20 protein-coding genes and 1 pseudogene are annotated in these 25,648 nt (G+C 62.5%); 9 read left to right on the forward strand and 12 right to left on the reverse strand.

Features of this window, described 5'->3' with window-relative positions; all coding sequences use genetic code 11:
* Positions 1–56: 56 nt before the first annotated feature.
* The 6 genes from CXQ80_RS08830 to pvdM form a co-directional block, all read right to left on the reverse strand.
* Positions 57–1,712, reverse strand: coding sequence for a cyclic peptide export ABC transporter (locus CXQ80_RS08830; RefSeq protein WP_101318516.1), 1,656 nt, complete (start codon positions 1,710–1,712; stop codon positions 57–59).
* Between the two features lie 197 nt (positions 1,713–1,909).
* Positions 1,910–3,658, reverse strand: a complete 1,749-nt coding sequence (locus CXQ80_RS08835) for a BCCT family transporter (RefSeq protein ID WP_101318518.1) — start codon at positions 3,656–3,658, stop codon at positions 1,910–1,912.
* 330 nt (positions 3,659–3,988) lie between these two features.
* Complete coding sequence (locus CXQ80_RS08840; protein WP_101318520.1) at positions 3,989–5,005, reverse strand: GNAT family N-acetyltransferase; 1,017 nt, start codon at positions 5,003–5,005, stop codon at positions 3,989–3,991.
* Positions 5,006–5,040: 35 nt separating this feature from the next.
* A complete protein-coding gene (locus CXQ80_RS08845) occupies positions 5,041–5,850 on the reverse strand; it encodes a formylglycine-generating enzyme family protein (RefSeq protein ID WP_224786383.1) in 810 nt (269 codons plus the stop codon).
* 96 nt (positions 5,851–5,946) lie between these two features.
* Positions 5,947–7,227: an aminotransferase class V-fold PLP-dependent enzyme gene (locus CXQ80_RS08850; protein ID WP_101318523.1), complete on the reverse strand. Its 1,281-nt coding sequence runs from the start codon at positions 7,225–7,227 to the stop codon at positions 5,947–5,949.
* Positions 7,224–8,597 (reverse strand): pyoverdine-tailoring dipeptidase-like protein PvdM, encoded by a 1,374-nt coding sequence (pvdM, locus tag CXQ80_RS08855; RefSeq protein WP_101318525.1) that lies wholly within the window; start codon positions 8,595–8,597, stop codon positions 7,224–7,226. Before pvdM ends, CXQ80_RS08850 begins: the two co-directional genes overlap by 4 nt.
* A gap of 286 nt (positions 8,598–8,883) precedes the next feature.
* Here pvdM and CXQ80_RS08860 point away from each other — a divergent pair, with 286 nt between their 5' ends.
* The 4 genes and pseudogenes from CXQ80_RS08860 (at position 8,884) to CXQ80_RS08875 (ending at position 11,569) form a co-directional block, all read left to right on the forward strand.
* Complete coding sequence (locus CXQ80_RS08860; RefSeq protein WP_101318527.1) at positions 8,884–9,447, forward strand: DUF4174 domain-containing protein; 564 nt, start codon at positions 8,884–8,886, stop codon at positions 9,445–9,447.
* Between the two features lie 215 nt (positions 9,448–9,662).
* Positions 9,663–9,917: pseudogene (locus CXQ80_RS08865) on the forward strand (hypothetical protein); the annotation flags it as partial.
* A 105-nt stretch (positions 9,918–10,022) separates the two neighbouring features.
* A complete protein-coding gene (locus CXQ80_RS08870; protein ID WP_101318529.1) occupies positions 10,023–10,853 on the forward strand; it encodes a DUF692 domain-containing protein in 831 nt (276 codons plus the stop codon).
* Positions 10,850–11,569, forward strand: a complete 720-nt coding sequence (locus CXQ80_RS08875) for a DUF2063 domain-containing protein (protein ID WP_101318531.1) — start codon at positions 10,850–10,852, stop codon at positions 11,567–11,569. The genes CXQ80_RS08870 and CXQ80_RS08875 overlap by 4 nt, the downstream gene beginning before the upstream one ends.
* Here the strand turns inward: CXQ80_RS08875 and CXQ80_RS08880 are convergent.
* Complete coding sequence (locus CXQ80_RS08880; protein WP_101318533.1) at positions 11,545–12,501, reverse strand: DMT family transporter; 957 nt, start codon at positions 12,499–12,501, stop codon at positions 11,545–11,547. The genes CXQ80_RS08875 and CXQ80_RS08880 overlap by 25 nt on opposite strands.
* A 102-nt stretch (positions 12,502–12,603) precedes the next feature.
* On the opposite strand from CXQ80_RS08880, the gene CXQ80_RS08885 reads away from it, so the two are divergent.
* Positions 12,604–13,488 (forward strand): LysR substrate-binding domain-containing protein, encoded by an 885-nt coding sequence (locus tag CXQ80_RS08885; protein ID WP_101318535.1) that lies wholly within the window; start codon positions 12,604–12,606, stop codon positions 13,486–13,488.
* Positions 13,489–13,773: 285 nt separating this feature from the next.
* The gene (locus CXQ80_RS08890; protein WP_101318537.1) at positions 13,774–14,943 is read left to right on the forward strand and encodes a GGDEF domain-containing protein; all 1,170 of its coding nucleotides are present in this window, start codon (positions 13,774–13,776) and stop codon (positions 14,941–14,943) included.
* A 62-nt stretch (positions 14,944–15,005) separates the two neighbouring features.
* Here the strand turns inward: CXQ80_RS08890 and CXQ80_RS08895 are convergent, their stop codons facing one another.
* The 5 genes from CXQ80_RS08895 to CXQ80_RS08915 form a co-directional block, all read right to left on the reverse strand.
* Positions 15,006–16,358 carry a hypothetical protein gene (locus CXQ80_RS08895; RefSeq protein ID WP_101318539.1) on the reverse strand — a complete coding sequence of 451 codons (1,353 nt, stop codon included), beginning with the start codon at positions 16,356–16,358 and terminating at the stop codon, positions 15,006–15,008.
* 138 nt (positions 16,359–16,496) lie between these two features.
* The gene (locus CXQ80_RS08900) at positions 16,497–17,312 is read right to left on the reverse strand and encodes a protein phosphatase 2C domain-containing protein (protein WP_101322985.1); all 816 of its coding nucleotides are present in this window, start codon (positions 17,310–17,312) and stop codon (positions 16,497–16,499) included.
* Positions 17,313–17,465: 153 nt separating this feature from the next.
* Positions 17,466–19,805 carry a TonB-dependent siderophore receptor gene (locus CXQ80_RS08905; RefSeq protein WP_101322986.1) on the reverse strand — a complete coding sequence of 780 codons (2,340 nt, stop codon included), beginning with the start codon at positions 19,803–19,805 and terminating at the stop codon, positions 17,466–17,468.
* Positions 19,806–19,942: 137 nt separating this feature from the next.
* Positions 19,943–20,914 carry a FecR domain-containing protein gene (locus CXQ80_RS08910; protein WP_256585718.1) on the reverse strand — a complete coding sequence of 324 codons (972 nt, stop codon included), beginning with the start codon at positions 20,912–20,914 and terminating at the stop codon, positions 19,943–19,945.
* Positions 20,911–21,432, reverse strand: a complete 522-nt coding sequence (locus tag CXQ80_RS08915) for a sigma-70 family RNA polymerase sigma factor (RefSeq protein ID WP_101322988.1) — start codon at positions 21,430–21,432, stop codon at positions 20,911–20,913. The genes CXQ80_RS08910 and CXQ80_RS08915 overlap by 4 nt, the downstream gene beginning before the upstream one ends.
* Positions 21,433–21,591: 159 nt before the next feature.
* Between CXQ80_RS08915 and CXQ80_RS08920 the strand changes: the two genes are divergently transcribed.
* From CXQ80_RS08920 to CXQ80_RS08930, 3 genes are all read left to right on the forward strand, one after another.
* Positions 21,592–22,113, forward strand: a complete 522-nt coding sequence (locus CXQ80_RS08920) for a sigma-70 family RNA polymerase sigma factor (protein WP_101318541.1) — start codon at positions 21,592–21,594, stop codon at positions 22,111–22,113.
* Positions 22,110–23,069, forward strand: a complete 960-nt coding sequence (locus tag CXQ80_RS08925; protein WP_101318543.1) for a FecR domain-containing protein — start codon at positions 22,110–22,112, stop codon at positions 23,067–23,069. The genes CXQ80_RS08920 and CXQ80_RS08925 overlap by 4 nt, the downstream gene beginning before the upstream one ends.
* Positions 23,070–23,161: 92 nt before the next feature.
* Complete coding sequence (locus CXQ80_RS08930) at positions 23,162–25,636, forward strand: TonB-dependent siderophore receptor (RefSeq protein WP_101318545.1); 2,475 nt, start codon at positions 23,162–23,164, stop codon at positions 25,634–25,636.
* Positions 25,637–25,648 lie beyond the last annotated feature (12 nt).

Below are 25,648 nucleotides of genomic sequence, written 5' to 3' on the forward strand. Positions count from 1 at the left end.
ATTGCGTCTCAACTTACAATGGAACGCATGACCCGCTGAAAACCGGAAAAGTTTTTTCAGGCCGGCTCCAGATCGCTGCGCACCTTGCCCGAATCCATCCGTACCAACTGGTCGGCCACATCGAAATAACGGTCGTCGTGGGAGATGACAATGATGGTCTTGCCCAGCCGTTTCAGGTCGGGCAGCAGCTCGGTGTAGAAGATGCGGCGGAAGGTCGGGTCCTGGTCAGCGGCCCATTCGTCGAATACCAGCACCGGCCGCTCTTCGATCCAGGCATTGACCAGCGCCAGGCGCTTGCGCTGGCCGGTGGAGAGGTCGGTGGTGGTGAACGCGCCGTCGCGGATGCTGACCTTGTGGGCGATTTCCAGGCGTTCCAGATAACGGGCAGCGTCTGCCGGCAGGTCGCCGTCGCCCTGGACCAGGTCGTCGAACAGGTAGTAGTCGGCGAAGATGGTGGTGAACAACTGGCGATAGTCATCGCGGTTTTGTGCCGTTACCGCCTGGCCGTTCAGGCGTATTTCGCCTTGCTGCGGCTCATACAGGCCCAGCAGCAGTTTGATCAGGGTGGTCTTGCCGCAGCCGTTTTCGCCAACGATGAAGACAATGTCGCCCTGGCGGATCTTCAGGTTGACCGGCCCGAGGGCAAACGGCGTAGCGCCGTCAACTACCGGGAAGGCATAGCGCACGTCGCGCAGTTCCAGCTCGTGCACCGCTTGCGCGGGCTTGGCCGGGGCGTCGAGCAGCAGATGTGGCTCCGGCGAGGAAAACGTCTCGGACAGCTCGGCAATGCGCCGGAAGGCAATTTGCGCGCGGCTGACGATCGGCAGGTTGGCAATCAACTGCTCGAGCGGGCCTTTCATGTACAGCAGCACCAACACAAAGCCACTCATCACCGCCTTGTTGCTGTCGGGCCAGTAGGCTTGCATGGCCAGCGCCAGGCCGATCACGACGAAGAACAGCATCGAGCCAAAGGTCTTGGCGACGATGAAGATGTTCACCGACTCGATCTGCTTGCGGCAGATCAGCGAAGCGCTTTCACGGATGCGCTGGGTGAACATGCGCTGGCGGCGCGGGCGGTGAATGCGCAGTTCCTTGGCGCCATCGGCAATCGCGCGGTAGTGCTTTTGCAGGTTGTCTTCTTCATCACGTGCTTCGAGAAAGCCTTTCAGGCCTTTGTTCTGGGCGACGAACTGCGCGGTGCAGCCGATGGCAATGGCCACCAGCATCATCAGGAACATCGGCCACGACAGCATGGCCAGATAGCCCAGGCAGCCGAGGGTGACGGTCAGCGAGATGGCCAGCGGGGCAAACACGAAAGCGAAGTCGCTGATGGTGTCGATGTCGTGAGTGAGCACCGGGATCAGCCGGTGACTGCGAAACCGCTCGATCTGCGCAATCGGTGCGCTGAGGACCTTTTCGCCAAGCTCCAGGCGCAGGCGGCGGATGATGTACTGGCCGACGCGGTTGCTGCTCATGTCCGACAGGATTGAGCAGCACAACGCCAGCAGGCACAGGCCGGCGAAGGCGGCGACGACGTTGCCGGTCAAGCCAGCCTCGCTGTTGAGGGCGTTGTTGATGGTGGCCAGCAACACAGTAATCGACAAGCCACCGACCATGCCCAGCACGATGGACACAGTCACGAGGGGCCAGAACGGCTTGAGCAGGCGCAGCAGGTCGGCGAAGGCGCTGCGGCTGCGTGGAGGGCTGATCATGGAAACTCCTGAGTCGAACGGCGAGAAAAAGACAGATAGCCGTGCGCGCAAGGCTGGCGTATCCCTGCAGAGAGGACGAAGCGGGAGGAGGGGGATTTAGCGAGGAGAGAGGGGAGGGTGAGCTGCTCGCGCAAATGGTGGACAGAAATGTCCACCATTCGCAGAGCCGCTCAGGTTGAAGCCAATTCAGATAGCCGTTACGACTCGGTTACGTGCTGTTTTTCACTCGCGTGCTTAGGTGCAGACTTGGTTTCCTGGACGACGATGTAAAACTCCTCGCCGTGCTTCACCGCGCCGTACAGCACTGCCTTTTCGATCAGTTCGCTGGCACGCACGTGACGCAGCATCATCGGATCCCTGCGCAGATCGCGATACAGCGCCACGCACAGCAATACCATCACGATCACAAAGGGCAGGGCCACGACGATAGTCAGGTTCTGCAGACCGGTAAGGGCCGCGCCGGGATTCGCCGGGTCGCCAATTGCGAGCATGATCGCCGCAACGGTGCCGGTCAGGCCACCCCAGAAAATCACCGTGGACCGCGACGGTGTCGTCGTCCCGCGCTCCGACAGCGTGCCCATCACCAGCGAAGCAGCGTCCGCCCCGGACACGAAGAAAATCGCCACCAGCACCATGACCAACACCGACGTCAGGCTTGCCAGCGGGTATCCGTCCAGAAGCTGGTAAAGCGCGGTATTGCTGTTGACCACGCCGTCCACCAGCAGCAGGCTGCCCTCACGCACTGCATCGATGCTTGCACCGCCGAACAAGGTGAACCAGATCAGGCTGACCAGGCTTGGCACCAGCAGCACGCCGCTGACGAACTGGCGGATGGTCCGGCCGCGACTGATGCGGGCGATGAACATGCCGACAAAAGGCGTCCAGGAAATCCACCATGCCCAGTAGAACACGGTCCAGCTGGCCAGCCAGCTGTCCATCTGCGGGCCGCCACTGGCGCTGGTACGCGCCATCATTTCCGGTAGCAACTTGATGTAGACACCGATAGAGGTCGGCAGCAGGTTCAACATCAACAAGGTAGGGCCGACCAGGAATACGAACACGGCCAAGGCAAGGGCCAGGATCATGTTGACGTTGGACAGCCACTTGATCCCTTTGCCAATCCCGGACACCGCAGAGGCAACGAAGGCGATGGTCAGCACGGTCACGATGGCGAGGTAAAAGATTTTGCCAGGGTGTTCGATCCAGCCGTTGTATTCCAGGCCGCCGGCGATCTGCAGCGCCCCAAGCCCCAGTGAAGCGGCAGAGCCAAACAAGGTGGCGAAAATGGCCATCATGTCGATTACCCGCCCCAGCGGCCCGTTGGCATGCTTGCCGATCAGGGGACGAAATGCATTCGAAACCAGCTGCGAGCGGCCACGCCGAAACGTACCGTAAGCAATCGCCAGGCCTACAATCGCATACATCGCCCACGGGTGCAGCGTCCAGTGGAACAGGGTGGTAGCCATCGCCACCTGCATCGCTTCGTTGGACTGGGGAGCCGCTGAGCCGGGAGGTGGCGTCATGTAGTGAGACAGCGGCTCAGCGACGCCGAAAAACATCAGGCCGATGCCCATGCCGGCACTGAACATCATCGCGACCCACGACACTGTGCGAAACTCGGGCACCTCGCCGTCACGCCCGAGTGGGATCCTGCCGTACCGGCTCGCCGCCAGCCAGAGCACGAAAATCACGAACAGCGTAGAGGTCAGCACGAAGAACCAGCCGAAATTGATGATGACCCAGGATTGCGCCGCTGACGCGCTGGCGGCAAGAGTCAACTGGCTGAGGAAGCCCCAGAGGATGAAGGCGATTGCGGTGATGCTGGTAATGCCGAACACGATCCAGTCGATCTTGCCTTCTAGATGCCGATCTTGCCGCGCTTCTTCTGTTTTGGAGGGGTCGGTCACGCCGAGTGCGAGGGTTTCAGCGTTGTTTTCCATTGCCATAAATTAACTACCCACCTTGAAATTTTGCAGGTCTTTGTTCTTGTTTTCTCGGTAACGCTGCAAACAGTCCGACGTCAGTGCGCACTGGAGGCCTGCCGATTATCCATTTCCTGTTCACGCCGCCTGTTCTGAGAGCGTCCATGCGCAATCCTTTTGACGACTTGCGACAACTGCGCAGGGGGAATTTGGTGCAGGGCAACGGCGGGAGAAGGACGGTCAGGCGGGCGCTTGTCCTGAGCAGAGGCGGGGGATTCAACGGGGGAGGTGGCGGGCAGCCGGTTGCTTAGCGGGTTCGGCCTGAAGGCAGGCCAAACCCTTTAACGACGCAGATCAGAGGCTGCGTTCGAAGAAGTATTCGCGCTCAAGACGCAGCAAGGCGGCCTTCTTGTGCACGAACTGGATGTCTTTCAAGTGGCCGAAGCCCTGCGACTTGAGAAATTCGATCTGGCGCGTGTGATCGATGCGCGGCTCGCCAAGAATGCGCTGAGTACGCGGGTCATCCAGGTACATGTAATGCATCAGCGAGTTGAACCAGGCCTTGAGCTTGCCCACCCCCTGGTGCTTGCTCTCACCGACCACCACATGCCAGCCGCGGTCGTAGTCGGCCACGTCATAGAACGGCGCGATGCGGTCTTCCTTGCACCAGTACACCTCGAAGTAGGCGAACGGCTCATCGTCGAAGCAGCCGATCAGCGGATGCACGCGCGGGTCGTCGAGCATCTCGCGCAGGTAGGCGGCGTGCTCTTCGAGGCTGCCGGTCTGCTCCCAGAAGTACGCCACCTGTTCCAGGTTCATCCAGCGGTTGAAGGCTTCGAGGTCGCGGTCGGGGTCGATGGTGCGCAGGCTGAAAGTGCTGTTCAGGCCCGGCAGGTGGCGCCGATAGACTTCGCCGGCAGGGATAGGGGGGCGCTGAGGGTGGCGTTTTTCGCCGCTGAAACAGTAATGCGGGGCCGTGTGCACACTGGCCGGTGCGGTCAGCCATGCCAGCGGGTTCTGCCAGAAGGTGGCGCGTCGGCATTGCAGTTCGAGGCTGCCATCTGCACTGGGCAGCTGCGTGTCGAACACGCCCTGGCGGATTGCCGCAACGGCGAATGCCTGCGGGGCTTTGAGGTTGATGCTGAGCACGGCGGATTTTTTGCGGTAGGCAAAGTGGCTGCCGATCACTGCCAGCAAGGCGGTGGCGGGGTAGTGCGCGGGCAGCGGGCTGTCGATCAGCACGCGCTCGCCGTCGAAACGGTAGCTGAGCGAGGGCAGGTCGCCGACCTGCAGCACGCCCTCGGCGGTGTCGCCGTGAGTGCTGGCGCGGCGGCCATCAGGCAAGGTCAGGCTGAACAGTGGTGCGGGCATGGCAGGGCTCCCTCGGGGCACGGGTGGGGTGGCGGTCACAGTTCGCGGGCAACGCGAAAGCTCAGCCAGTCGCCGCGGTCGGACGGGATGGTGGCGTTGCGGTTACCGGAGCGGGAGAAGATCGGCGGCTCGATCCAGTCGTTGCCGCGCATCGACAGCACCTTGCAGCCAGGCTCGGTCCAGGCGCTGCCGTCGTTGGGTGCGCCTTCATAGCTGTCGCGGTAGCAGTCAGGGGTGAATTCGGAAACGTTGCCGTGCATGTCATAGACGCCAAAGGCGTTGGGCTTGAAACTGCCGGCCGGGGCGATATTGGCAAAGCCGTCTGCTGGGCCGTAGGTGTTGGCATTGAGGGCGATGCTGTATTCCTTGTCCGGGTCCAGCGGGAACGGGAACGGGCCTTTGCTGCCGCCGCGGGCGGCGTATTCACGCAGCGCTTCGCTGGGCATGAAGTACTGCTTGCCGGTCTTTTTCGACAGCCATTGGATGTACGCCTGGGCTTCGTTGAAATCCAGGCACACCGCCGGGTTGCGCGCTTCGTACTTGTAGCGCGGGATGCCGGCGATGCACTGGCGGCCTTCGCGGTCATCACCGCTGGGCATGCGGTAGCCGCTGTCGCGCAGGTACACATCCCACTCGCCTTTGAGTACCTGGAAGCGGCTGATGGCGATAGGGCGCTTGAAGGTCACCTCATGCTGCGGGCCTTCATCGGGCTGGCGGCCGACTTCACCCTCGGGGGTGCCCATGCTGAAGCTGCCTGCGGGCAGTACCACCAGCTCTGGGCAGTCCTTGCAGTCACGGATCACCGTGCCGGGCGCTGCGGCCTGGGCGCCGCTGCTGAGCAGCATGCCGGCGGCGAGCGCCAGGGTCAGTCCGTGCAGGCGGGCGAGGGTAGGGCGCGAGGTGGGTTGGGACATGGCAATTCTCGTTGGCGAATACATGGGTTACACCGTTTTGCGCAGCAGGGCGACAAAGCGCTCGAGCTGGGCTTCGTCGTTGAGCAGGCCCGGCGCGGTGCGGATCACCGGGCCGACATCGCGGTACACCGCATCGACCATGGCTTTGTTTTTCTGCAGGTAGGCGGCGACCTCGTCGCAGTCGCGATCCTTGACCCGGAAGAAGCAGAAACCGGCGGAAAGCGTCGGGCTGCGGGGGGTTACCAGCTCGACCCCTCGCACCGTCGACAGCTGCTGCTTGAGGTAGCTGTTGAGTTGATGGATGCGCGCCTGGATGTCGGCCTTGCCCAATTGCAGGTGCAACTTGAAGGCTTCATCCAGCGCCCAGCGGTGCTCGAATGCGTGGTAGCCACCGGGGGTAAAGGTGGTGGCAAAGTCGGTGTCTTCGGAGAAGGTTGGCACCATTGGCGTCAGGTGTTCGACCTTGGCGCTGCGGGCGCAGACGATGCCGGTGCCACGTGGGCCGAACAACCATTTATGAGTGCCGGCGATGAAGAAGTCGCAGTCCATGCTCGGTACGTCGAGGTCTTCCACGCCAAGGCCATGCACGCCGTCGATCACATACAGGATGCGGTCCTGTTCGGCGCGGTCGCGGTTGGCCTCGCGCACCAGTGCGCCGATACGCGCAACCGGCAGTTTGACACCGCTGCCCGACTGCACCCAGGTCATGCCCAGCACGCGTGTCTGCGGGCGGATGGCCTGGCGGATACTGCCGAGAATTTCGTCTTCGCTGACCAGCGCCGGGTCTTTGAACAGGGTGATGCGGCGCACCTGGGTGCCTTGCTTGCGGGTGCGCAGGTCGAGGCTGGTTTCGGCTGAATAGTGCTCGTGCACGGTGGTCAGGATCTCTTGATCCGGGCGTACCTGGATGCCGCCGTAGACCATCGCCAGGCCTTCGGTGGTGCTGCCGGTGAGGGCGATCTGGGCCGGGCTCACCTTCAGGTATTCAGCGGCGGCGCGGCGGACCTGGCCCTCGCGCTTCCAGGTTTCCTGCAGGTCCCAGTCCATTGCCAGGGCCGGATTGCGGTCGATCTGTGCGCGGTAGCGGGCGATTGCCTCGCGGACTGGGCGCGGCTGCGAGGTGACCAGGAAGTTGGACAGGTGCAGGTAGCTAGGGTCCTGCTCGAACAGCTGCTGCAGGTCACGCCATTTGTCGCCGCTGGCGCTGGTCGCAGGATTTTCAGCAGCCGTGGCGAGCGCGTATTGGCCCAGCGGCAACGTGGCGGCGAGCACCCCGGCCTGCTTGAGAAAGGTCCGCCGCGGGTTCATGGCTGTGCTTCCACGACAGAGCTGGCCGATTGCAGGCTGGCGACCGGTTGCGCCGCTTTTTGCACCTGCGCCCAGACGCGCATGAAGTTGCCACCCCAGAGCTTGGCGATATCGGCCTCGGAGTAACCGCGGGCGATCAGCTCGGCTGTGACGTTGCGGACCTCGCCGACGTTGTCCCAGCCTTGCACACCGCCGCCTTCATTGAAGTCCGAGCTGATGCCGACGTGATCGATGCCGACCTTGGCTACCGTGTAGTCGATGGCCGCGACAAAATCCTGCAACGTGGCCTTGGGCTCGTCTTCGAGAATGCCGTACAGCGCGCCTGCGTACTCGCCGAAGCGTTGCTCCGGCCAGCCGGCAATAATCGGATCGCCAGGCATCAGGGCCATGGCCAGGTCTTGCAGGGGCGGCAGGTCGAAGCGCTGGCGCAGCGCGTTGAGTTTGTCGCGGGTGCCCTGGGTCAGCGGTTTGAGGTATTGCGAGAACGCTACCACCTGGACCACACCGCCACTGTCCTTGATCAGCTGCAGCTCGCGGTCGCTGAGGTTGCGCGGGATGTCCACCAACGCCCGCGGCGCTGAATGCGACGCTACCAGCGGTGCGCGGCTGAGCTGGGCGACCTGCTCCAGCGCTGGAGTCGACATCTGCGACACATCGATGATCACGCCCAGGTCATTGAGCCGTTGCACGGCCTGCTTGCCAATTGCCGACAGGCCGCCGAGGGCATTTGGGGTGTCGTTGAAAAACGGCATCGGCCGCGATGAGTCGGCCCAGGCATTGTTGCCGATATAGCTGAAGCCGAACATGCGCATGCCGCGAGCAGCCCAGGTGTCGAGCAGATCGATATCATTACCCAGTGGGTAGGCATTGAGCATGCTCAGAAAGATCACGAACTTGCCTTCGCCGTGCAGACGGCGGAAGTCGTCGGGGCTGTAGGCGATGGCGACCTGATTGGGAAAGTCGCGGACCAGGCCGGTGATGATCCGGTAGCGCACTTCCTGCTGGTGGCGCGCTTCATCGACAAAGGCGGCGGTTGGCTTGTGCGGCGCATTGTCGCCGTTCCACATCTCTGGCCAGCCAAACAGGTTCAGCGCGGCACCGGACAGCCGACCGCGGTTGAGCTTGACCAGATCGAACTGGCCCGCGCCGTCTTTATCGAACTCGTTGCCGGCGCTGGCGTAGTCCAGCGGCAGGCTGATATGGCTGTCAAAGGTGAGCATGTATTCATGCAGCGCGTCCGCCTGCTGGATCACCTCGGCGGGGTAGCCGCGGTTGCTCCAGTGGTCCCAGGCCAGGTAGCCGCCGCCACCCAGCGCCAGCAGCAGGGGCAGGCCCAGGTACAGCGCCTTGTTGCGCAATCGTATGTTCATTGCCATCTCGGATCAGGGTGGTAACCGGGCGTGGCTCAAGCCACACGCTATGAGGGGAAGGACGTGTGGCCACGGGGAAAAATTAATCGCCTGGCGGCAATCGGCTATGCTCAAACAGGGCGTAGGCATTTTCCGTAGGTGCTGTCGTCCTGATCTGCAAAGGTATTGGAAATCGGTAGTTACGCTTGAGCCAAGCGGGTGTTGGATGACTTGGTTTAGGCTCGCCGACAGGATCTTTCTCCCCGATCTGTAGTCTTTGTTTCATCGAGAGAATAAGGAGATGTGCATGCTTGTCCGGTCATTGACCCTCGCCACGTTGCTAGCCGTAGCTGGCCCTTTGCTTGCCGCCGACAGCGATGCGCCGTTGGCCAAGGAGCTGGGCAAGGCCAGGCCGTTGGTGGTGATTGCCCCCAGCCCAGCTGACCCGACCTTGCGTGGCCTTAACGAGGCACTGAATGAATCGGCGACCAAAAAGGCCTTTGAAGAGCGCCAGCTGGTGCTCTACAGCGTTGCTGGCCTAGCGGGTACGCGCGAAGGGAAAAACCTTGAGCAGCAGACCACCATGGCCCTGATTCGTGAACTGAAACTGGGTGCGAGCAAAGGGACCAAGGTCATTCTGGTGGGCAAGGATGGCGAGTTTCATGTGTTGAAGGATGACGACAGCGGCGACAAGCTTGATCCGCAGGTGATCTTCAAGGCGGTGGACGAGTTGCCTGCCAGCGAGAAGGCTGCTGCGGTTGCGGCACCGGTTGCGGCAGCTGCTCCGGAGCCCAAGGGTAAGGAGGCCAAGAACGTCAAGCCTGCCAAGCCGGCCAAGCCAGCGGCGCCACCCAAGCCGCTGGAGGATTGAGCGCAAATAAAGGGATACACGCGGTACCAAGTTGTCTCACCGGACGCCAACCGGCCGGAAAGGATTGCGTAGCGGTCCACCCGCCCGCGTGTATCACTCTGTATCCACACCTATTCCTGACCCACTCCCATACAAAAGCACCGCAGTGCCGATACATCACCGACACACCACTGCGGCTCAATGGCTCCACTACCAACCGCAAGTGGAGCACCACCATGAAACAGTCGAAAAACACCCTTGGCCTGCTTGGCGCTGCTGTCGTCGGCAGCCTGTTGCTGGGCAATAGCGCCTTTGCCGTCGAACCGATGAGCCAGGGTTATCAACTGGCCGCCGCCAAGACCGACGCGGAAGGCAAATGCGGCGAAGGCAAGTGCGGCGGCAGTGAGAAGGCTGGCAAAGCCGAAGGCAAATGCGGCGGTGAGGCCAAAGCCGGCAAGGCCGAAGGCAAGTGCGGTGAGGGCAAATGCGGTGCCAGCGAGAAACAGGCAGGCAAAGCCAAGTCCTGACCGCCAACGTCCGCAGGCCTCGATCCTCGGTATGGATCAGGCCTGCGGCACTTGCCCGGAGTACCAAGCATGAACAACCCGCATCTGCGCACCGGCCTAGGCCTCCGTCGCGGCCTGTTACCCGAATTGCTGACGATGCCCCAGGGGGCGGTAGACTTTCTCGAGTGCGCCCCGGAAAACTGGATCGGTGTCGGTGGCAGCCATGGCCGCAGCCTGGCCCAGCTGGCTGAACGCTTTGCCATCAGTTGCCATGGGCTATCGCTGTCACTCGGCGGCATCGCACCGCTGGACCGGACCCTGCTGACCAGCACCCGGCAGTTTCTGGATCGCTTTGAGGTCCGGCACTATAGCGAACACCTCAGCTATTGCAGCGATGACGGTCACCTCTACGACCTGTTACCGATACCCTTCACCGATGAAGCCGTGCGCCACGTCGCCGCGCGCATTCGTCAGGCTCAGGACCAGTTGGGCAGGCGAATCGCGGTCGAAAACATCAGCTACTACGCCGCGCCTTACCAGGCCATGAGCGAACTGGCGTTTATCCGCGCGGTACTGGACGAGGCTGACTGCGATCTGCTGCTGGATATCAACAATGTCTACGTCAATGCCTGCAATCATCGCTATGACCCCGTCGACTTTCTTCACGGTTTGCCCCGCGAGCGGGTCACTGCCATGCACGTGGCGGGTCACTATGACGAAGCCCCCGACCTCAAGGTCGACACTCACGGCGCGCCGGTGAAAGAGCACGTCTGGGACCTTTACGCAGTGGCCTGCGAGCGCTTTGGCGTGCAGCCGACGGTTCTTGAACGCGATTTCAAGTACCCGCCATTGGCCGAGCTTCTGGCCGAAACGGCGCGGATTGCAATGGCGCAACAAGCCCGCGGGAGGCGTGCAGCATGAACCTGCATCAGCAGCAATTGCAGATGGCCAACTACGTGCGCGACCCCGTGCGCAACCCGCCCCCGGCCGATATCGAGGCTCGGCGCCTGCGGGTCTATCGCGAGCTGTTCTACAACAGCATCGAAGGGCTGCTGGCAGCCAGTTTCCCGGTGATGCGAGCAACCCTGGGCGAGCTGGTCTGGCACGCGAGAGTGCGTGATTTCTATGCCGCTTACCGTAGCCAGACGCCGCTGTTTACCGAGGTCGGCGGGGCATTCATCGAGTACCTGCACGAGGCTGATCTGGACGCCCCGTGGCAACTGGAACTGGCCCATTACGAATGGATCGAAACGCAGCTTTTCCTGAGCGCTGATGAGGCCTTCACCCAGCTGGATATAGCCGATCTGCTGGAGGGCGAGCCGACACTGTCGTGCCTGGCGCGGATCCTGGCGTACCGCTGGCCGGTCGATCGGATCGGCCCCGGTTATCAGCCTTCAGCGCCACCTGCATCGCCAACCTTGTTGCTGGTTTATCGCGATCAGCACCTGCAGGTGCGTTTCGCCCGACTCACCCCAATGGCCTACCAGTTGCTGGCCGGGCTCAGCGGCAGCGGGCGGCAGCGCTTGCAGGTGCTGGGCGACGAGCAGGTTCAGGCGCAGGGCTTGGCTCTGCTCGAAGACCTGCACGCGCAGCAGCTTGTCATTGCCGCAAATTACCTGGCGGGTGCTTCGGCCTGAGCCTCGGCGGATTTCTTCGCCGGCGGCTTCAACCGGGTGACTCCCAACAGCACCAGTGCCATGCCTGCCACTTGATACAGTGAAATCTGCTCACTGAGAATCGCCCACGACGCCAGCACCGTCAGTACCGGGCCGAGGTTGCCGACAGCCGCCGTCTGGGTAGGCCCCAGGCGCTGAATCGCCAGGGCCAGCCAGTAGATCGGCAGCACCGTGGAGAATACTGCCATCAGTCCGGCATTGGCCCACACCGCAGCCGGCAACTGCGCCAGCTGGCTTGCATCCGCCACCAGCAGGTAGTGGGCCAGCACCATCAAACTTGAAGCCGTGCCGCACAACCCGGCCAGGCGCATAGAGCCCATGCGCTTGAGCAGCATGCCGGTGCCGCAGTAATACATCGCGTAAGTGACCGCGCTGGCAAACACCCACAACGAGCCGACAATGATCTGCTGGCCTGCGCTGGCACTGCTGACATCGTGCACGAATGCGATGCCCAGGCCGAGATAGCAAAGCCCCATCGCCGCCATCGTGCGCAAGGTGGGCCGTTCACGCAGGGCGACGGCCTGGATAAGCAGTACCAAGGTGGGGTAGGTGAACAGGATCAGCCGCTCAAGCCCCGCGCTGATGTACTGCAAGCCATAAAAGTCGAACCAGCTGGCCAGGTAGTACCCAAGCAGCCCCAACACTGCCACCCGCAGCCCATCGGCCACCGTCAACCTTTCGCCACCCTGGCGTTGGCTGAGCCACAGCAACCAGACAAACAGCGGCAGGGCCAACGCCATGCGCATCGCCAGCAGGGTGATTGCATCTACCGCAGCTGCGGCGTAGGCGAGTTTGACGAAGATCGCCTTGAAGCTGAAGCCCAGTGCCGCGAGCACTGCAAACAGGCTGCCGTTGTCGATCTGGCGTTTGAGCATGGCGTGTAAGCGAGACATGGCGAATCCGGAAACAATTGGTAAGGTTTATTCTGCGCATAACGCGGCGCACTGTAGAATCGCTATTTAGCGAACAAGGCTTTCGTTTTTGGAGAAGACCTGATGCACTTCGACCTTGCTGATCTGCGCCTGATCGCGGCGATCGCCAGCAGCGGAAGCCTGAGTAAAGCCGCGGCTACCTTTCCGGTAGCCGTCTCGGCTGCCAGCAACCGCCTGCGTCTGTTCGAGCAACGCAGCGGTTTGACCTTGTTCAACCGCCGCGCCGACGGTATGCAACTGACGCCCTCCGGGCGGCTGGTGCTGGAAGCTGCCCGTGGTGTGCTCGGCGAGGCAAGCAAGCTGCAGGCGACCCTGCACGAACTGGCCGGGCAACGCCGAATCACCCTGCATCTGGCCGCGTCGACGGTGACCAACAGCACCTTGCTGCCGGCGGTGCTGGGGCCGTTCCTGGCGGACTACCCGCAGGTCGATCTGCAGTTGGTCGAGCACAAAAGCATCGATGTACTGCGCGTGGTGCTGGCCGGCGAGTGCGAAATCGGCGTGTATGACGGCAACCTGGTCAATGACGGTGTCGTGTCGCTGCCGTTTCGTACCGAACGGCTTGTGCTGCTGGTGCCCGCCGAGCATGCGCTGGCCGAGCGCGGCCCGTTGCGGCTGGTCGACGCGCTGGATTTTGCTTTTGTCTGCCTGCCGGCCGAACGCGCCATGCAACGCTTTGTCGAGGAGCTGGCGATGAACCTGGCCATGCCATTGAAGGTGCGGGTCAGGGCGCCCAGCTTCGAGGCGATAGCGCAGTTGGTCGCGCAACACGCCGGCATTGCCATCGTGCCGCAGACCGCTGCCGTGCGCGCTGAGCAGGAGTTGGCCGTGCGCTGGCTGCCACTGCAGGAGCGCTGGGCCACGCTGGAGCTCAGGGTGTGCTTTCGCAGCTGGGAAGGACTCAGCTCACATGGACGGCTGTTGGTGAGCTTTCTGACCGGGCAGTGAGGCGCCGCCCAGAGCCCCGGTCGTCAGTTGCGATCACCGAGAACGTCATGCTCAACGACATCGAGGGCGCGTTGCAGACCATGACCGCTCAAGGAGCTGGATGACCAGTGCCATGAAGTACAAGGGTTTTTATTGAGCAGACCACTGGACAATTGCGTTTTGGTGCGGATGATGCATGAACAAATCGCCACGACGGAAATCGTGCGCTAGGCATACCGCGCAGGGTCGCGCAGAGCGGTTTACACCGTGCCATTTCATCACTTCTGCATACAGGCCCGTCAATCCATGGCGCTCGACCCCCCAACGATGTTGACCATCTCGATAGCCCTTGCCGCCGCTGCGGCGCTGTACCTGGCGGTCGAGTGGCGCACCGTGCGTGAATCTTCATTGCTGTATTGGAGCGCAGGCTTCGCCACCATTACCGTCGGCTGCGTACTGTCGTTGATGCGTTTGCAGGGAATGCTGTTGATCGGCATCTGGTTCGCCAATGGCCTGCTGGTTACGGCGCACTTTTTGTTCCTGCTGGGGGTGGCGCGCTTCACCGAAACTCGCCTGTCACGGGGCTGGTACTCGATTTTTGTCATCTGGACGGCACTGTTGCTGCTGCCAGACGGGCCTGAATGGTCAAAGCTGATGCTGCTGGCCAACTCGCTGCTGGTGGCGGTCACAACGCTCAAAGCCAGCTCGCTGCTGCGCCCGCACGGGCTGTCGCTGAGCGTGGGGGCGGTGCAGTTGCGCTTTGTGCTGCTGCTGCACGGGCTGTTCTACCTGGCCAAGATGATCCCGCCATTGATGCCCGGCACGTTGATTGACCTGGCGGCGTTCCGTGGCGAGATCATCCAGATTTCGCTGGTTGAAGGGGCGATGGCGATCATGCTGATCGCATTGTCGATGACCGGCACCGAGCGCTATCGCCGCGAACAGCAGATCGCCCGCCTGGCCGCGCGCGACCCGCTGACCGCAATGTACAACCGGCGTGCTCTGGAGGTGCGTGCGCCGCGCCTGCTGGGTCAGGTCAGCGCCGCGCGCCCGGGGGCGCTGTTGATCATCGATATCGACAACTTCAAGATGGTCAACGACCTGTTCGGCCACGCTGCCGGCGATCGCCTGCTGGTGGCGCTGAGCGAGATGATTCGCGGGTTGGTGCCTGCCCATGCGCTGGCTGCCCGGTTGGGCGGCGACGAGTTCATCATCTTGCTTGGCAACACCAGTCGTGAACGGGTCAACCAGCTGGGCGACAGCCTGCGCGAGCAGTTCCAGCTACTGACCTCAGGCTCTTATGCAACACCTGCGGCGGTAACCTTGAGCATTGGTGCCAGCTTGTTCGATCAGCCGCCCAGTAGTCTCACAGCGTTGATCGAGCAGGGTGACAAAGCGCTTTATGAAAGCAAGCGGGCAGGGCGCAACAGCATTAGTCTGGTTGACTTGACCCTGGGCACGCCGGTGATCGATTGAGCACAGCTGCCAACTAATTGACTGCGATGGAGCGGGTTATGGGCGGTCTCGAAGAAAAGCTGTCACTGCGCGTTGATGATTACCGTACGAGCCATGCAGTCTTTGCAGTTGACTACAGTTTCAATCTGGTTGGCTTGCGCATGCACAGCCGCTGAACCGCAGCTTACGCAGTGCAGCCTGGTGCCGGACGCGGCCGCTGCGCCGCCAGGCGTGGGCAATTGGCTGATGTAGGCAAACAAGGTCTGTTCCAGGCCATGGTCATCCAGTTTCAGTACCACGCCATGCAGGACTTGGCTGAAGCCTGACCGCGGTGCCTTCACCTCGTAGCCGGGCCAACGAAACGGCCAGCGCTCGTCGACCGCACGCTGGCCAAGCGCGAGCATCCGCCCGGGGATGGTATTGGAGGCGATGTGTTTGTTTACCTGACACTGCGCGGCAAACGCCAGCGCGCCGCGAATGGCCGTATTGGTCAGCGACCAGATACTGCGTATGGGCAGTTGTAACAGGAGCTGCGCGGCCACCTCACGGGATTTTTTCCACGCATCGAACGGCAGGCCGTGATCGGCCGCTCGGCTGAGGATGTAGGCATACACCTCTTCCACAGCCAAGCGGTGGAGTACTTCGACGATCTCGCCATGCCAGGCCGCCAGCGGCCCCTGTGACAAGTCATCGAGCAGCGCCTGCTGCAGTTGCGTCAGGCTCGCCCGCTCCGGGCCGGTCAGGTAGACATTGACGATCCAGCACACTTTGTCCAGCCGCGGTACCAGTGCCGAGCCGGTGCTGAAGGCATCCACGGCTGAACCTGGATCGATCACCAGCACTTTGCGCTCGCGCAGCGTCTGCAACAACGCGCTGTCCATGTCCTGCGTGGGTGTGAGGCGGGCATCGCCGCGCAACTCGGCCAAGGGCGCCAGGCGCTGGTTGGCCTGGTCTGCATGGGTCATGAGCAAGGCCAGCAGTTGCACTTTGCTGGTGAAGTCCAGCGAGGCGAGCGGCACGCCGGGGATATCATCCAGCGACCACTGTGTTCGAATCCGCTGACGACGCTCCAGGGTTTGTTGCTTTTGCTGGGCCATCCGTGATGCCTTGCAGGGCGCGCAGGTGCAATAACGCAGCAGGCGGGTCCGGCCAGGCGGGTAGTGACGATGATCGCAGCCCTTGCAGAAGGCTGGATCAAGATTCCAGCTGGTCGCCGTCTTGCCCTTGCGTCGCTCATACATCGGCACGGCACAGTAAGGGCAGGTCACGTCCGGCGACGCGATCGGCGGAAAGCTCTTGATCAGACAGTTGGGTGCAAGGTCGAGGTTATAGCGCTGAATCAGAGCGGCGTTTTTGGCGCCACCGAGGTATTCCTGGTAGAGCTTTTCGACCTGTTCAGCGCTCAAGTGGCGCAGCTTGTTTTGATAGTCCGACAAACCTGATTCCTCCCTCGGAAACATCGCCTTGGTGTGAGGGAGGATCATGCGGCGCATCGATTTGGCCTGGGAAGAGCTCGGAGGGCTGAACCTTCCTAAGCGTTTGTAGGGCGTTTCCCAAGCATTGCCGTTGGGGCTTCAGCTTACCCGGAGCCAGATGGCCGAGGCATCGTCACTGGCTTTGAATCGGGGGTAACGCAGGCAGGCGGCATCCTCCTTTTCGATCCGACGTAGCTGCAGTGCCAGATCCGCCAGGCCGTGGTGCAGCAGATGGGCGATGAAGTCAGCGGGAGTGAAGGCCGCGTAGCTGTCCAGCAACGCGCTGAAACCGTCGCTCATCAGGACCAGGTCGTCGCCCGCTGCCACTGGCGTGCGGGTGTAGCGCAGGGCAGCGCGGGCGGCCTGGGCATCTACGCTGAGGACTGCCTTGGGCCGCTCCCGCGCCAGCCTGCGGTCAGCGATGATGGCCGGTGTGCGTACGCCATGGGCGCCAGTGCCTGGGCCCAGGGCTGCGGCTTCGGCGCTTTCAGCCTGGCGGTCTGGCACGGGGGTGAGGAAGGCAATGCCTTGCGCACTGCGGTGCAGCACTGCGCAGTCGCCGAGAAAGCTGCAGCTCAACTGATCGCCTTCGAGCGCTACCGCCGCGAACGAGGCGCGGGGCAGTTCCCAGGTCGCGAGCGGAAGGCGCTGACGCTGGCGTTCGTAGTCACGGGCAACGTGCTCGAAAACCGATTCACACACCTGCTCCAGGTTACCTTCAGCACCCGCAAAAGCCCGCTGCGCGGCCGCCGCCAGCCATGCTGCGCCACCGCGTTGGCCGAGCAGGCCAGGCGGGCCGAGGTCGGTGGCGCCATCGATCACCCACGCGTGCAGGTCTGCGCTGCCAATGCGGTCGTCGTTGGCGACGTCTGGCTTGCCGGCCAGGCTCAGGCTCTGGATAAGGTCGAGGTGCATGGTCGATCGGTCTTCTTGGCGGGTGGCTGGGAGGGGTTGGACCGGGTATTGGCCCGCGGGTTCGTTCAGCTCGCGGGCGCGTTCCAGCATACCTGATGACCCTGGTCGCATTCGAGTAGGGCAGTAGGTGGGGGTTGAGTCCCCAGGCCAACCTCAGAAGCTGTACTTGAAACTGGTCATCAGATTGCGCGGCGCGCCGTACACGCTATACAACCCGGACTGGCTGTAATACTCGCGATCGAACACGTTATTGATGTTCAGCGCAGCACTGAGGTTGCGGCTGATGTCGTAGCGAGCCATCAGGTTGGTAACCGCATAGCTGCTCTGGCTGAAGGTGTGCAAGTCAGCGCCAACCTTGCTCTGCCAGTTCACCCCGCCGCCAATCGTCAGTTTGTTCAGCGGCCCGTGCAGCCGGTAGCTGGTGAAGGTCTTCACGCTGTTGCGCGGCAGGTTGGTATTGATGCGCTGGTCATCGGCATCGGTGGTCACCGAATAGGCATAGCCGGCGGACGCCTGCCAGCCTTCGGCCAGTTCGCCGTTCAGTTCCAGCTCGATGCCTTTGGAGGTGGTGTCCTGCTCGGCACTGTAGACGTTGTCGTGCTGCCAGATGGCAAGGTTGTCCTGCTCCAGCTTGAACAGCGCAAGGCTTGAGTTGAGCTTGCCGTCGAGGTGCGAGCCTTTGATGCCGATCTCGTAGCCGACGCCTTCCATCGGGTCGAGCGGGTTGTTGCCTTCGTCGGTCACCCACGACGCTTGCGGGTTGAAGATCTTGGTGTAGCTGGCATACAGCGACCAGGTCTGATCAAGGTCGTAGACCACCCCGGCATACGGGATGAACACGCCGCTCTCTTTGCGCTTGACCTCGGTCTCGGCGCCGCCGTAAGGGCGCTCGGAGGTGTCGCGCTGCCAGTCGATCAGGCGGCTGCCGAGGATCAGGCTGAGGTCTTCGCTGACGCTGAAGCGCGAGGTCAGGTAGGCCGCGTACTGGTCTTCATCGATCGACGACTTGCCGCTTTCAGTGAAGTTGGGCTTGGCCGAGTTGCCGTCCCAGTCGAACAGGTTGTCGATCGCGCCGGCAGGCGAGCCGGCATAGTCATAGCCCCAACCGCCCCAGCCGGGCACGCTTTCCTTGTACTGGGACAAGGTCATACCGGTGATCAGCTCGTGCTCGCGGCCGAACAGGCTGAAGGGCCCGGTGGCGTAGACATCGAGGTTGTCCTGGCGTGGCGTACCGGAGAAGCGCACGGGCAGTTGCGACAGGCCGCTGCCGTCGGTATTCAAGTCGCCCATGGCGAAGTTGAACACTTCATCGAACTTGTTTTCAGCGTGGGTCAGCTCGATCTTGCCGCTCCAGCCGTTGCCCATTTGCTGTTCGATCGAGGTGAAGAAGCTGGTTTGCTCGTGGTCGTTGTAGGACCAGTCCGGGGCGGCGTTGAGCGAGCGCTTGAGGCTGGTGCGCTGGCCGGTGCTGAAGCGCGACGGCAGGCCCGAGCGCAGCGGCGAGTCGACGTCGCTGCGCAGGTAACTGAAGCCCAGGGTCAGCAGGGTGTCTTCAGTCAGGTCGAACTCGGTGATGCCGTAGATCAGCTGCGACTGCGAAGAGTAGCGGTCGATCCAGGCCTTCTCGGTCTTGTAGTCGGCGACGAAGCGGCCGCGGATGTTGCCCGCGTCGGTCAGCGGGCCCGAGACGTCGAAGCCTGTGCCGTAGCGGTCCCAGGTGCCGGCCTCGCCGGTGATGCTGGCCTGCGCATCGGCTGTCGGGCGCTTGCGGATCAGGTTGATGGTCGCCGACGGGTTGCCCATGCCGCTGATCAAACCGGTGGCGCCGCGGACGATTTCGACGCGGTCGTACATCGCCATGCTCTGCGAGTAGTTGTCCAGACGAGTGTTGGTGGGCACGCCGTCGACCTCGTAGTTCTGGATGGCAAAGCCGCGTGACCAGTACGAGTCGCTCTCGGCGCCGAGGCCGTCGCGCACGACGATGATGCCGGGGGTGGCCTCGAGGGCATCGGTGAGGTTGGTCAGGCGCTGGTCATCGAGGCGCTGGCGGGTCATCACGGTGAGCGACTGCGGGGTTTCCTGCGGGGTCAGGTTGAGGCGGGTCGAGCTGCTTGACGAATAGGTGGTGTAGAGGCCGGTGCCTTCGGTGGTCGAGCCGGGGGCTTTGCCGGAGATGGATACCGCGCTCAGCTCCATCGCGCCGCTGCTGCTGGCTTGCAGGGTGTAGTTGCCGTTGGCACTGCGGCTGGCCTCCAGGCCACTGCCGGCAAGCAGCATGGCCAGGCCCTGGTCAACGTCGAAGTTGCCGTGCAGGCCGGCGGTGCTGCGCCCGTCGGTGAGGGTGCTGGGGTAGCTCAGCAGAATATGGGCGGCCTGGCCAAAGCGGCTCAGGGCTGGCGCGAGCGGGCCGGCCGGGATGTCGAAGTCGGCCTGGGCCTGCTCGGCGGCGCTGGCCCAGGTGGGCAGCATCAGCAGCGGTGCGGTGGCGGTCATGCAGGTGATGGCCTGGACCACGGCGCCGGCCAGTTTATGCTTGAGATTCACGCGTTGTTCCCCGATTGAATGGATTGTCTGGGGGTTAAGTCTCGCGAGAATCAAAAAGGGACCACCCTTGCGCAGATTTTTTTGCGTCAGGCGATGCGTGGCTTCAATGTCACCCAGTATCGGGTGAAATGCTCGACCTCAAGCTGCAGGGTGTTGGCCACGGCGAGGATGACCTTGTCGGTGTCGGCCAGCGGGAAGGTGCCGGATACACGTAGCCTGGCCAAAGCGGGATCACAGGCCAGATGGCCGCGGCGGTAACGGCTCAGTTCAGCGATGAATTCTGCCAGTGGCTGGTTTTGAGCGACCAGCATGCCCTGGCTCCAGGCAGGGGCGGCGAGCGGTTCAGGTTGCCGGCTGACTACGCCGGTTTCGGCAAAGCTGGCCCGCTCGCCGGCTTGCAGAGTGATCGGCGGCTGCGCCAGCAGGGCAGGGCTGAGCACCAGCGTGCCGCGGTAGACGCTGATCTGAGTAACGCCTGCGCGTTGCCTGACGCTGAACTGCCCCAGTTGCGCTTCAAGCCGGCCCTGAGCAGTGTGTACCGACAGCATGCGCCGGGCGCCGGCGTTGCTACGGGTGATCAGCAGCTCGCCGCGCAGCAGTTGTATCCGCCGCTGGTTCTGTTCGGTGGCGACGTTGACCGCCGTGTCAGTGTTCAATTGCAGCTCAGTGTCATCGGCCAGGCTGATGCGCCGTTGTTCGCCGACCCGGCTGTGATAATCGGCGCTGAAGTCTTGCACCAGCGCTGTGTCCTTCATGTACCAGGCACTGGCGCCGGCGGCCATCAACACGCTCAGTTGCTTGAGCACACTGCGTCGCGACGAGCCTGGGCGCAGCGCCGCCTGGGCCAGACGGCGCTGGCCCGGATTACGCAGGTCGCCCATGCGCTGGGCGAATGCTTCGGCGCGTTGCCAGGCATGTTCATGCATCGGCTGCGCCTGCCTCCAGGCCATCCACGCGGCGAGGGTGGCCGGGCTGACCTCAGGTTCCTGCAACTCGAAATGCCAGTGCATGGCCTGCTCGGCTATTTCCGCGGTAATCGGCGACGTGCTGCTGGTCACGGCAGGTCCAGGCTGTCATCGAGGACGATGCACCGCGCGCTGGCTTTGATGATGTAGCGCTTGATGGTAGTTACCGATAGCTTGAGCCGGTCGGCAATCTCGGCGTGGCCGAGGCCATCGACCTGCGACAGCAGAAACGCCTGGCGCACCGGCCGCTCGAGGCTTTCGAGCATGGCATCGAGGGCGATCAAGGTTTCGAGCAGGATTGCCTGGGTTTCCAGGCTTGGCGCAACCAGCTCGGGCATTGCCGCCAGCGCTTCGAGATAGGCGCGTTCGATTTTCTGCCGGCGGTAATGGTTGCACAGCACGCTCTGCGCCACCTTGGCGAGAAAGGTCCGCGGTGCGTGCAGCGCTGGCAGCTGCTCTTTGGCCAGCAGGCGCATGAAGGTGTCCTGGGCGAGATCCGCTGCGCTGTGCGAGCAACTCAGGCGTTGCCGCAGCCAGCCCGTCAACCAGCTGTGTTGCTGACGGTAGAGCACAGCCACGTTGCACAGGGCAGGTTGGGAGGATGGGAGCATGATCTGCAGGCGCCGATGGGAAGTGTCGCAAACGATAATGCTTATCATATATACGGCTCGGGGCGATGCGCAACAGGTGCGAATCGGTTGGCTATTGCAAAGCTACTGGCCACCGCACGACAATAAGAGTCATTACCACTCGCGAAACGTTCTATTGCCATGTCCGCCAATGATGCGTCCCTGCACACCGCCGTCAATGACCTGTACTGCGAGCATCACGGCTGGCTCAATCGCTGGTTGCGCCAGCGCCTGGGCAATGCTTTCGATGCCGCCGATCTGACCCAGGACACCTTCGTGCGCGTGCTCAAGGCGCGCAGCGCCCTGGAGATCCGCGAGCCGCGGCCGTACTTGTCGAGGATCGCCAACGGTTTGCTGATCGACCTGTTTCGGCGCCGTTCGCTCGAACAGTCCTACCTGCAGGCACTGGCCGCCATGCCTGAAGCGCTGCAGCCGTCTGCGGAAGAGCAGGCGATCATGCTGCAGGCGTTGGTCGAGATCGACCGCTTGCTGCAAGGCCTGGGGCCCAAGGTCAAACAGGTGCTGATCCTGTCGCAGTTCGACGGCCTGAGTTACCCGCAGATCGCCGCGCAGTTGGGTATCAGCCTGCGCAGCGTCAACAAGCATATGGCCAAGGCCATGGAGCACTGCTGCTTGATGCAGATCCAGATGCAGCTGGCATGAGCCTGACCCTCGCTGAACGGCAAGCGATCAGCGCCGCAGCGCGCTGGTACGCAGCGCTGCAATCAGGGGTCGCTACCGACGCCGAGCGGGCGGCCTGGAACGCCTGGCTGCTGGCCGATCCTGTTCACCTGCAGGCCTGGCAGCGTATGACTGCCGTTGCCGAGCAGATGGCCAGCGTGCCAGGTGCGGTGGCGGCACCGGCATTGCGTGGCCTCGAGCGCTCGCGCCGACAGGTGCTGCGCAGCGTAATGATCCTGGTGCCTGCTGCGTCACTGGGTTGGCTGAGCTGGCGCAGTGATACGCCGCAGCAGCTGTTTGCCGATTTTCGGACCACGGTTGGTGAGCGTCGCCAGTTTCAGTTGGCGGATGGCAGCAGCCTGTGGCTTAACACCGATTCGGCAGTCAACGTGAGGTACGACGGCAGCCAGCGTCTGCTTGATTTGCTGCAGGGCGAGATTTTGATCAGCACGGCCCCTGACGCTGCGCAGCGGCCGTTCAAAATCCACACCCGTCACGGCGAGGTACTGGCGCTGGGGACGCGCTTCATCGTTCGCACTCACGAGCAGAACGCCGAGGTCGCCGTAATCGAGAAGGCGGTAGAGGTCCGCACGGCCAGCGCTGGCGCAGCCATTCGGGTCGAAGCGGGGCAGCGGCTGGACTTCAATAAACGCTCGTCGGGGGCTGTGCAGCGCAGTGATGCCTCCGTGGGCGCCTGGCAGCAGGGCAGCATCATTGCCGTGGAGCGGCCGTTGGCTGAGCTGTTGGCGGATCTGTCGCGTTATCGCCGCGGCGTGCTGCGTTGCGATCCGCAGATTGCCCGGATGAAGGTCTCCGGAGCGTTCCCGGTCGATGACACCGACCTTGCCCTTACCGCACTGGAAAGTGGCCTGTCGCTGCGGGTCACGCGCTTCAGCCGCTACTGGGTGCATGTCTCGGCAGCGGCCGTGGCCCGTTGAAAAAAATTCGCAGGCATGTGCACTTTTTACCGACGCCGTTCGGCTCATCCCCCAATACGTTTTATTGAGCAATGTTCAGGGGGAGGGTAGGCATGTCTGCAATGCACAAACGGGGTCGTCTGGCGACCGCAGTCAGGGCTGGTTTGTTGGCCGCAAGCATGGCCAGTGTATGGTCGACGGCAACAGTCGCCGCTCCGGCGCAGGAGCAAGGCGCGGCGCGGGCGTTCGCGATTGGCCCGGGCAGCCTGACCGAGGTACTCGGCCGCTTCGCCAGCGCAGCGGGTGCTGCGATCTCTTTTGATGGCCGCCAGACAGCCGGGCTGCAGTCGCCAGGGCTCAATGGGCAGTTCAGCATTGGCGAAGGTTTTGCGCGGATTCTTGCCGGCAGCGGCCTGCAGGCCGAAGCGCAGGCTGACGGCACCTATGTGCTGCGTGCTGCGCCCGCTACTGGTTCGGCAATGGAGCTGGGCGCCACCACCATCAACGGCCAGGTGCTTGGCGCCACTACCGAGAACAGCGGCTCGTATACTACCGGCGCGGTCACCATCGGCAAGGGTGAGCACTCGCTCAAGGAAACACCGCAGTCGGTCACGGTGATGACCCGCAAGCTGCTCGATGACCAGAATCTCAACACCATCGACCAAGTCATGGAAAAGACTCCGGGCATCACCGTGTATGACTCGACCATGGGTGGAAAATACTTCTACTCTCGCGGTTTTCGCATGTCGGGCCAGTACCAGTACGACGGCGTGCCGCTGGACATGGGCAACCTGTACGTGCAGGCCGACAGCTTTAGCAGTGACATGGCCTATTACGACCGGGTCGAAGTCCTGCGCGGCGCCGCCGGCATGATGAAAGGCGCGGGCGGCACCGCCGGTGGCGTCAACTTTGTGCGCAAGCGTGGCCTGGCCGCTGCCCACACCGATGTCACCCTGTCGGGCGGCAGTTGGGACAATTACCGTGGACAGGTCGACACGGGCGGCCCGCTGAATGCGTCCGGCACGCTTCGCGGCAGGGCGGTGATCGCGCAGCAGAGCCGGCACTACTTCACCGATGACGCCAGCCGCAAGGATCAGGTCTATTACGGCGCACTCGATTTCGATCTCGGCCCTGACACTACCCTGGGCCTCGGTGTCGCCTATGAAGACGTCGACGCCAATCCATGCTGGGGTGGCTTGCCGCGCTATCGCGATCGCAGTGACCTAAAGCTGAGCCGCTCGACCTGCCTGGACCCTTCGTGGAATACCTGGCGCAGCCAACGCACTACCGTGTTCAGTGACCTCAAGCACCAGTTCAATGATGATTGGCAGCTCAAGGTCGCCAGCGTCCATTCAACAAACACCCAGGATATCAAATACGCTTTCGCCTCCGGCGCTGTTACCCCCGGCGTCGACACCACCGGTATGCTCGGCAGCATGTATGACTACGACCAGGTCGACTATGGTCTGGATGCCTATGTCGATGGCAAGTTCGCAGCGTTTGGCCGGCAGCACGAGTTGGTGTTCGGCGCCAATGCGAGCCGCGCCGACAAGGACGACTTCTATTCGGTCGCGTTTCTGCCGCAACGACAGAATGTATTCAACCCTGACAAGAATATCCCTGAGCCGGATGACAGCTACTTCATCGACAATGCGTCGCGCGGTGGCCCGGTCAAATCGGTTACCAAACAGAAAGGCGTGTACTCGACGCTGCGCCTGAAACTGGCCGATCCGCTGACGCTGGTGGTCGGTGGACGGGTCAGTTGGTACAGCTCAGAGACCGATTCGGAGTTCCTCAACGGCGTTGCCCCACAGCATTCGCGCAGCCGCGAGACCGGCCAGGTGACCCCGTTTGCCGGCGTACTGCTGGACCTCAATGACAACCTGACGGCCTACGCCAGCTACTCGGATATCTTCACCCCGCAAGGCAATTACCGCGATGAAGCCGGATCGGCGCTCAAACCGTTGGTAGGCCAGAGTTACGAGTTGGGGATCAAGGGCGCCTGGTTCGACGGTCGCCTCAACAGCGCGTTCAACCTGTTCCGCACCCTCCAAAAGGACCAGGCGCAGACGGATTACTTTTCGTCATGCCCGTCTTCCGACGGCTATTGCTATGTCAACGCCGGTAAGGTTCGTGCGCAGGGTTTCGAGGCTGAAATCAGCGGCGAAGTCATCGAGCGCCTGCAACTGATGGCGGGCTATACCTACACCCAGACCAAGACCCTCGACGACATCGACGCCAGCCTCAACGGCGCAGCGTTCAACAGCTATGTGCCGCGGCATGTACTGCGGATGTGGGGTGAATATGCCTTGGGCGGGGCGCTCGAGCGCTTCACGGTTGGGGCAGGGGTGAATGCACAAAGTGACAATTTCCGCCTGTCGCCTGCCAGCGGCGAGAAAATCACCCAGGCAGGTTACGTGGTCTGGAATGGACGGATCGGTTACCGCATCGATGACACCTGGTCGCTGGCACTGAACGCCAATAACCTGTTCGACAAGCGTTACTATGCAACCATCGGCACCGAGGCGTTCGGCAACTACTACGGTGAGCCGCGCAACTTCATGGCGTCGGTGAAGGCGAGCTTTTGATCAAGGAGACTG

The sequence above is a fragment of the Pseudomonas sp. 02C 26 genome (assembly GCF_002843585.1).
GTDB lineage: Bacteria > Pseudomonadota > Gammaproteobacteria > Pseudomonadales > Pseudomonadaceae > Aquipseudomonas > Aquipseudomonas shirazensis.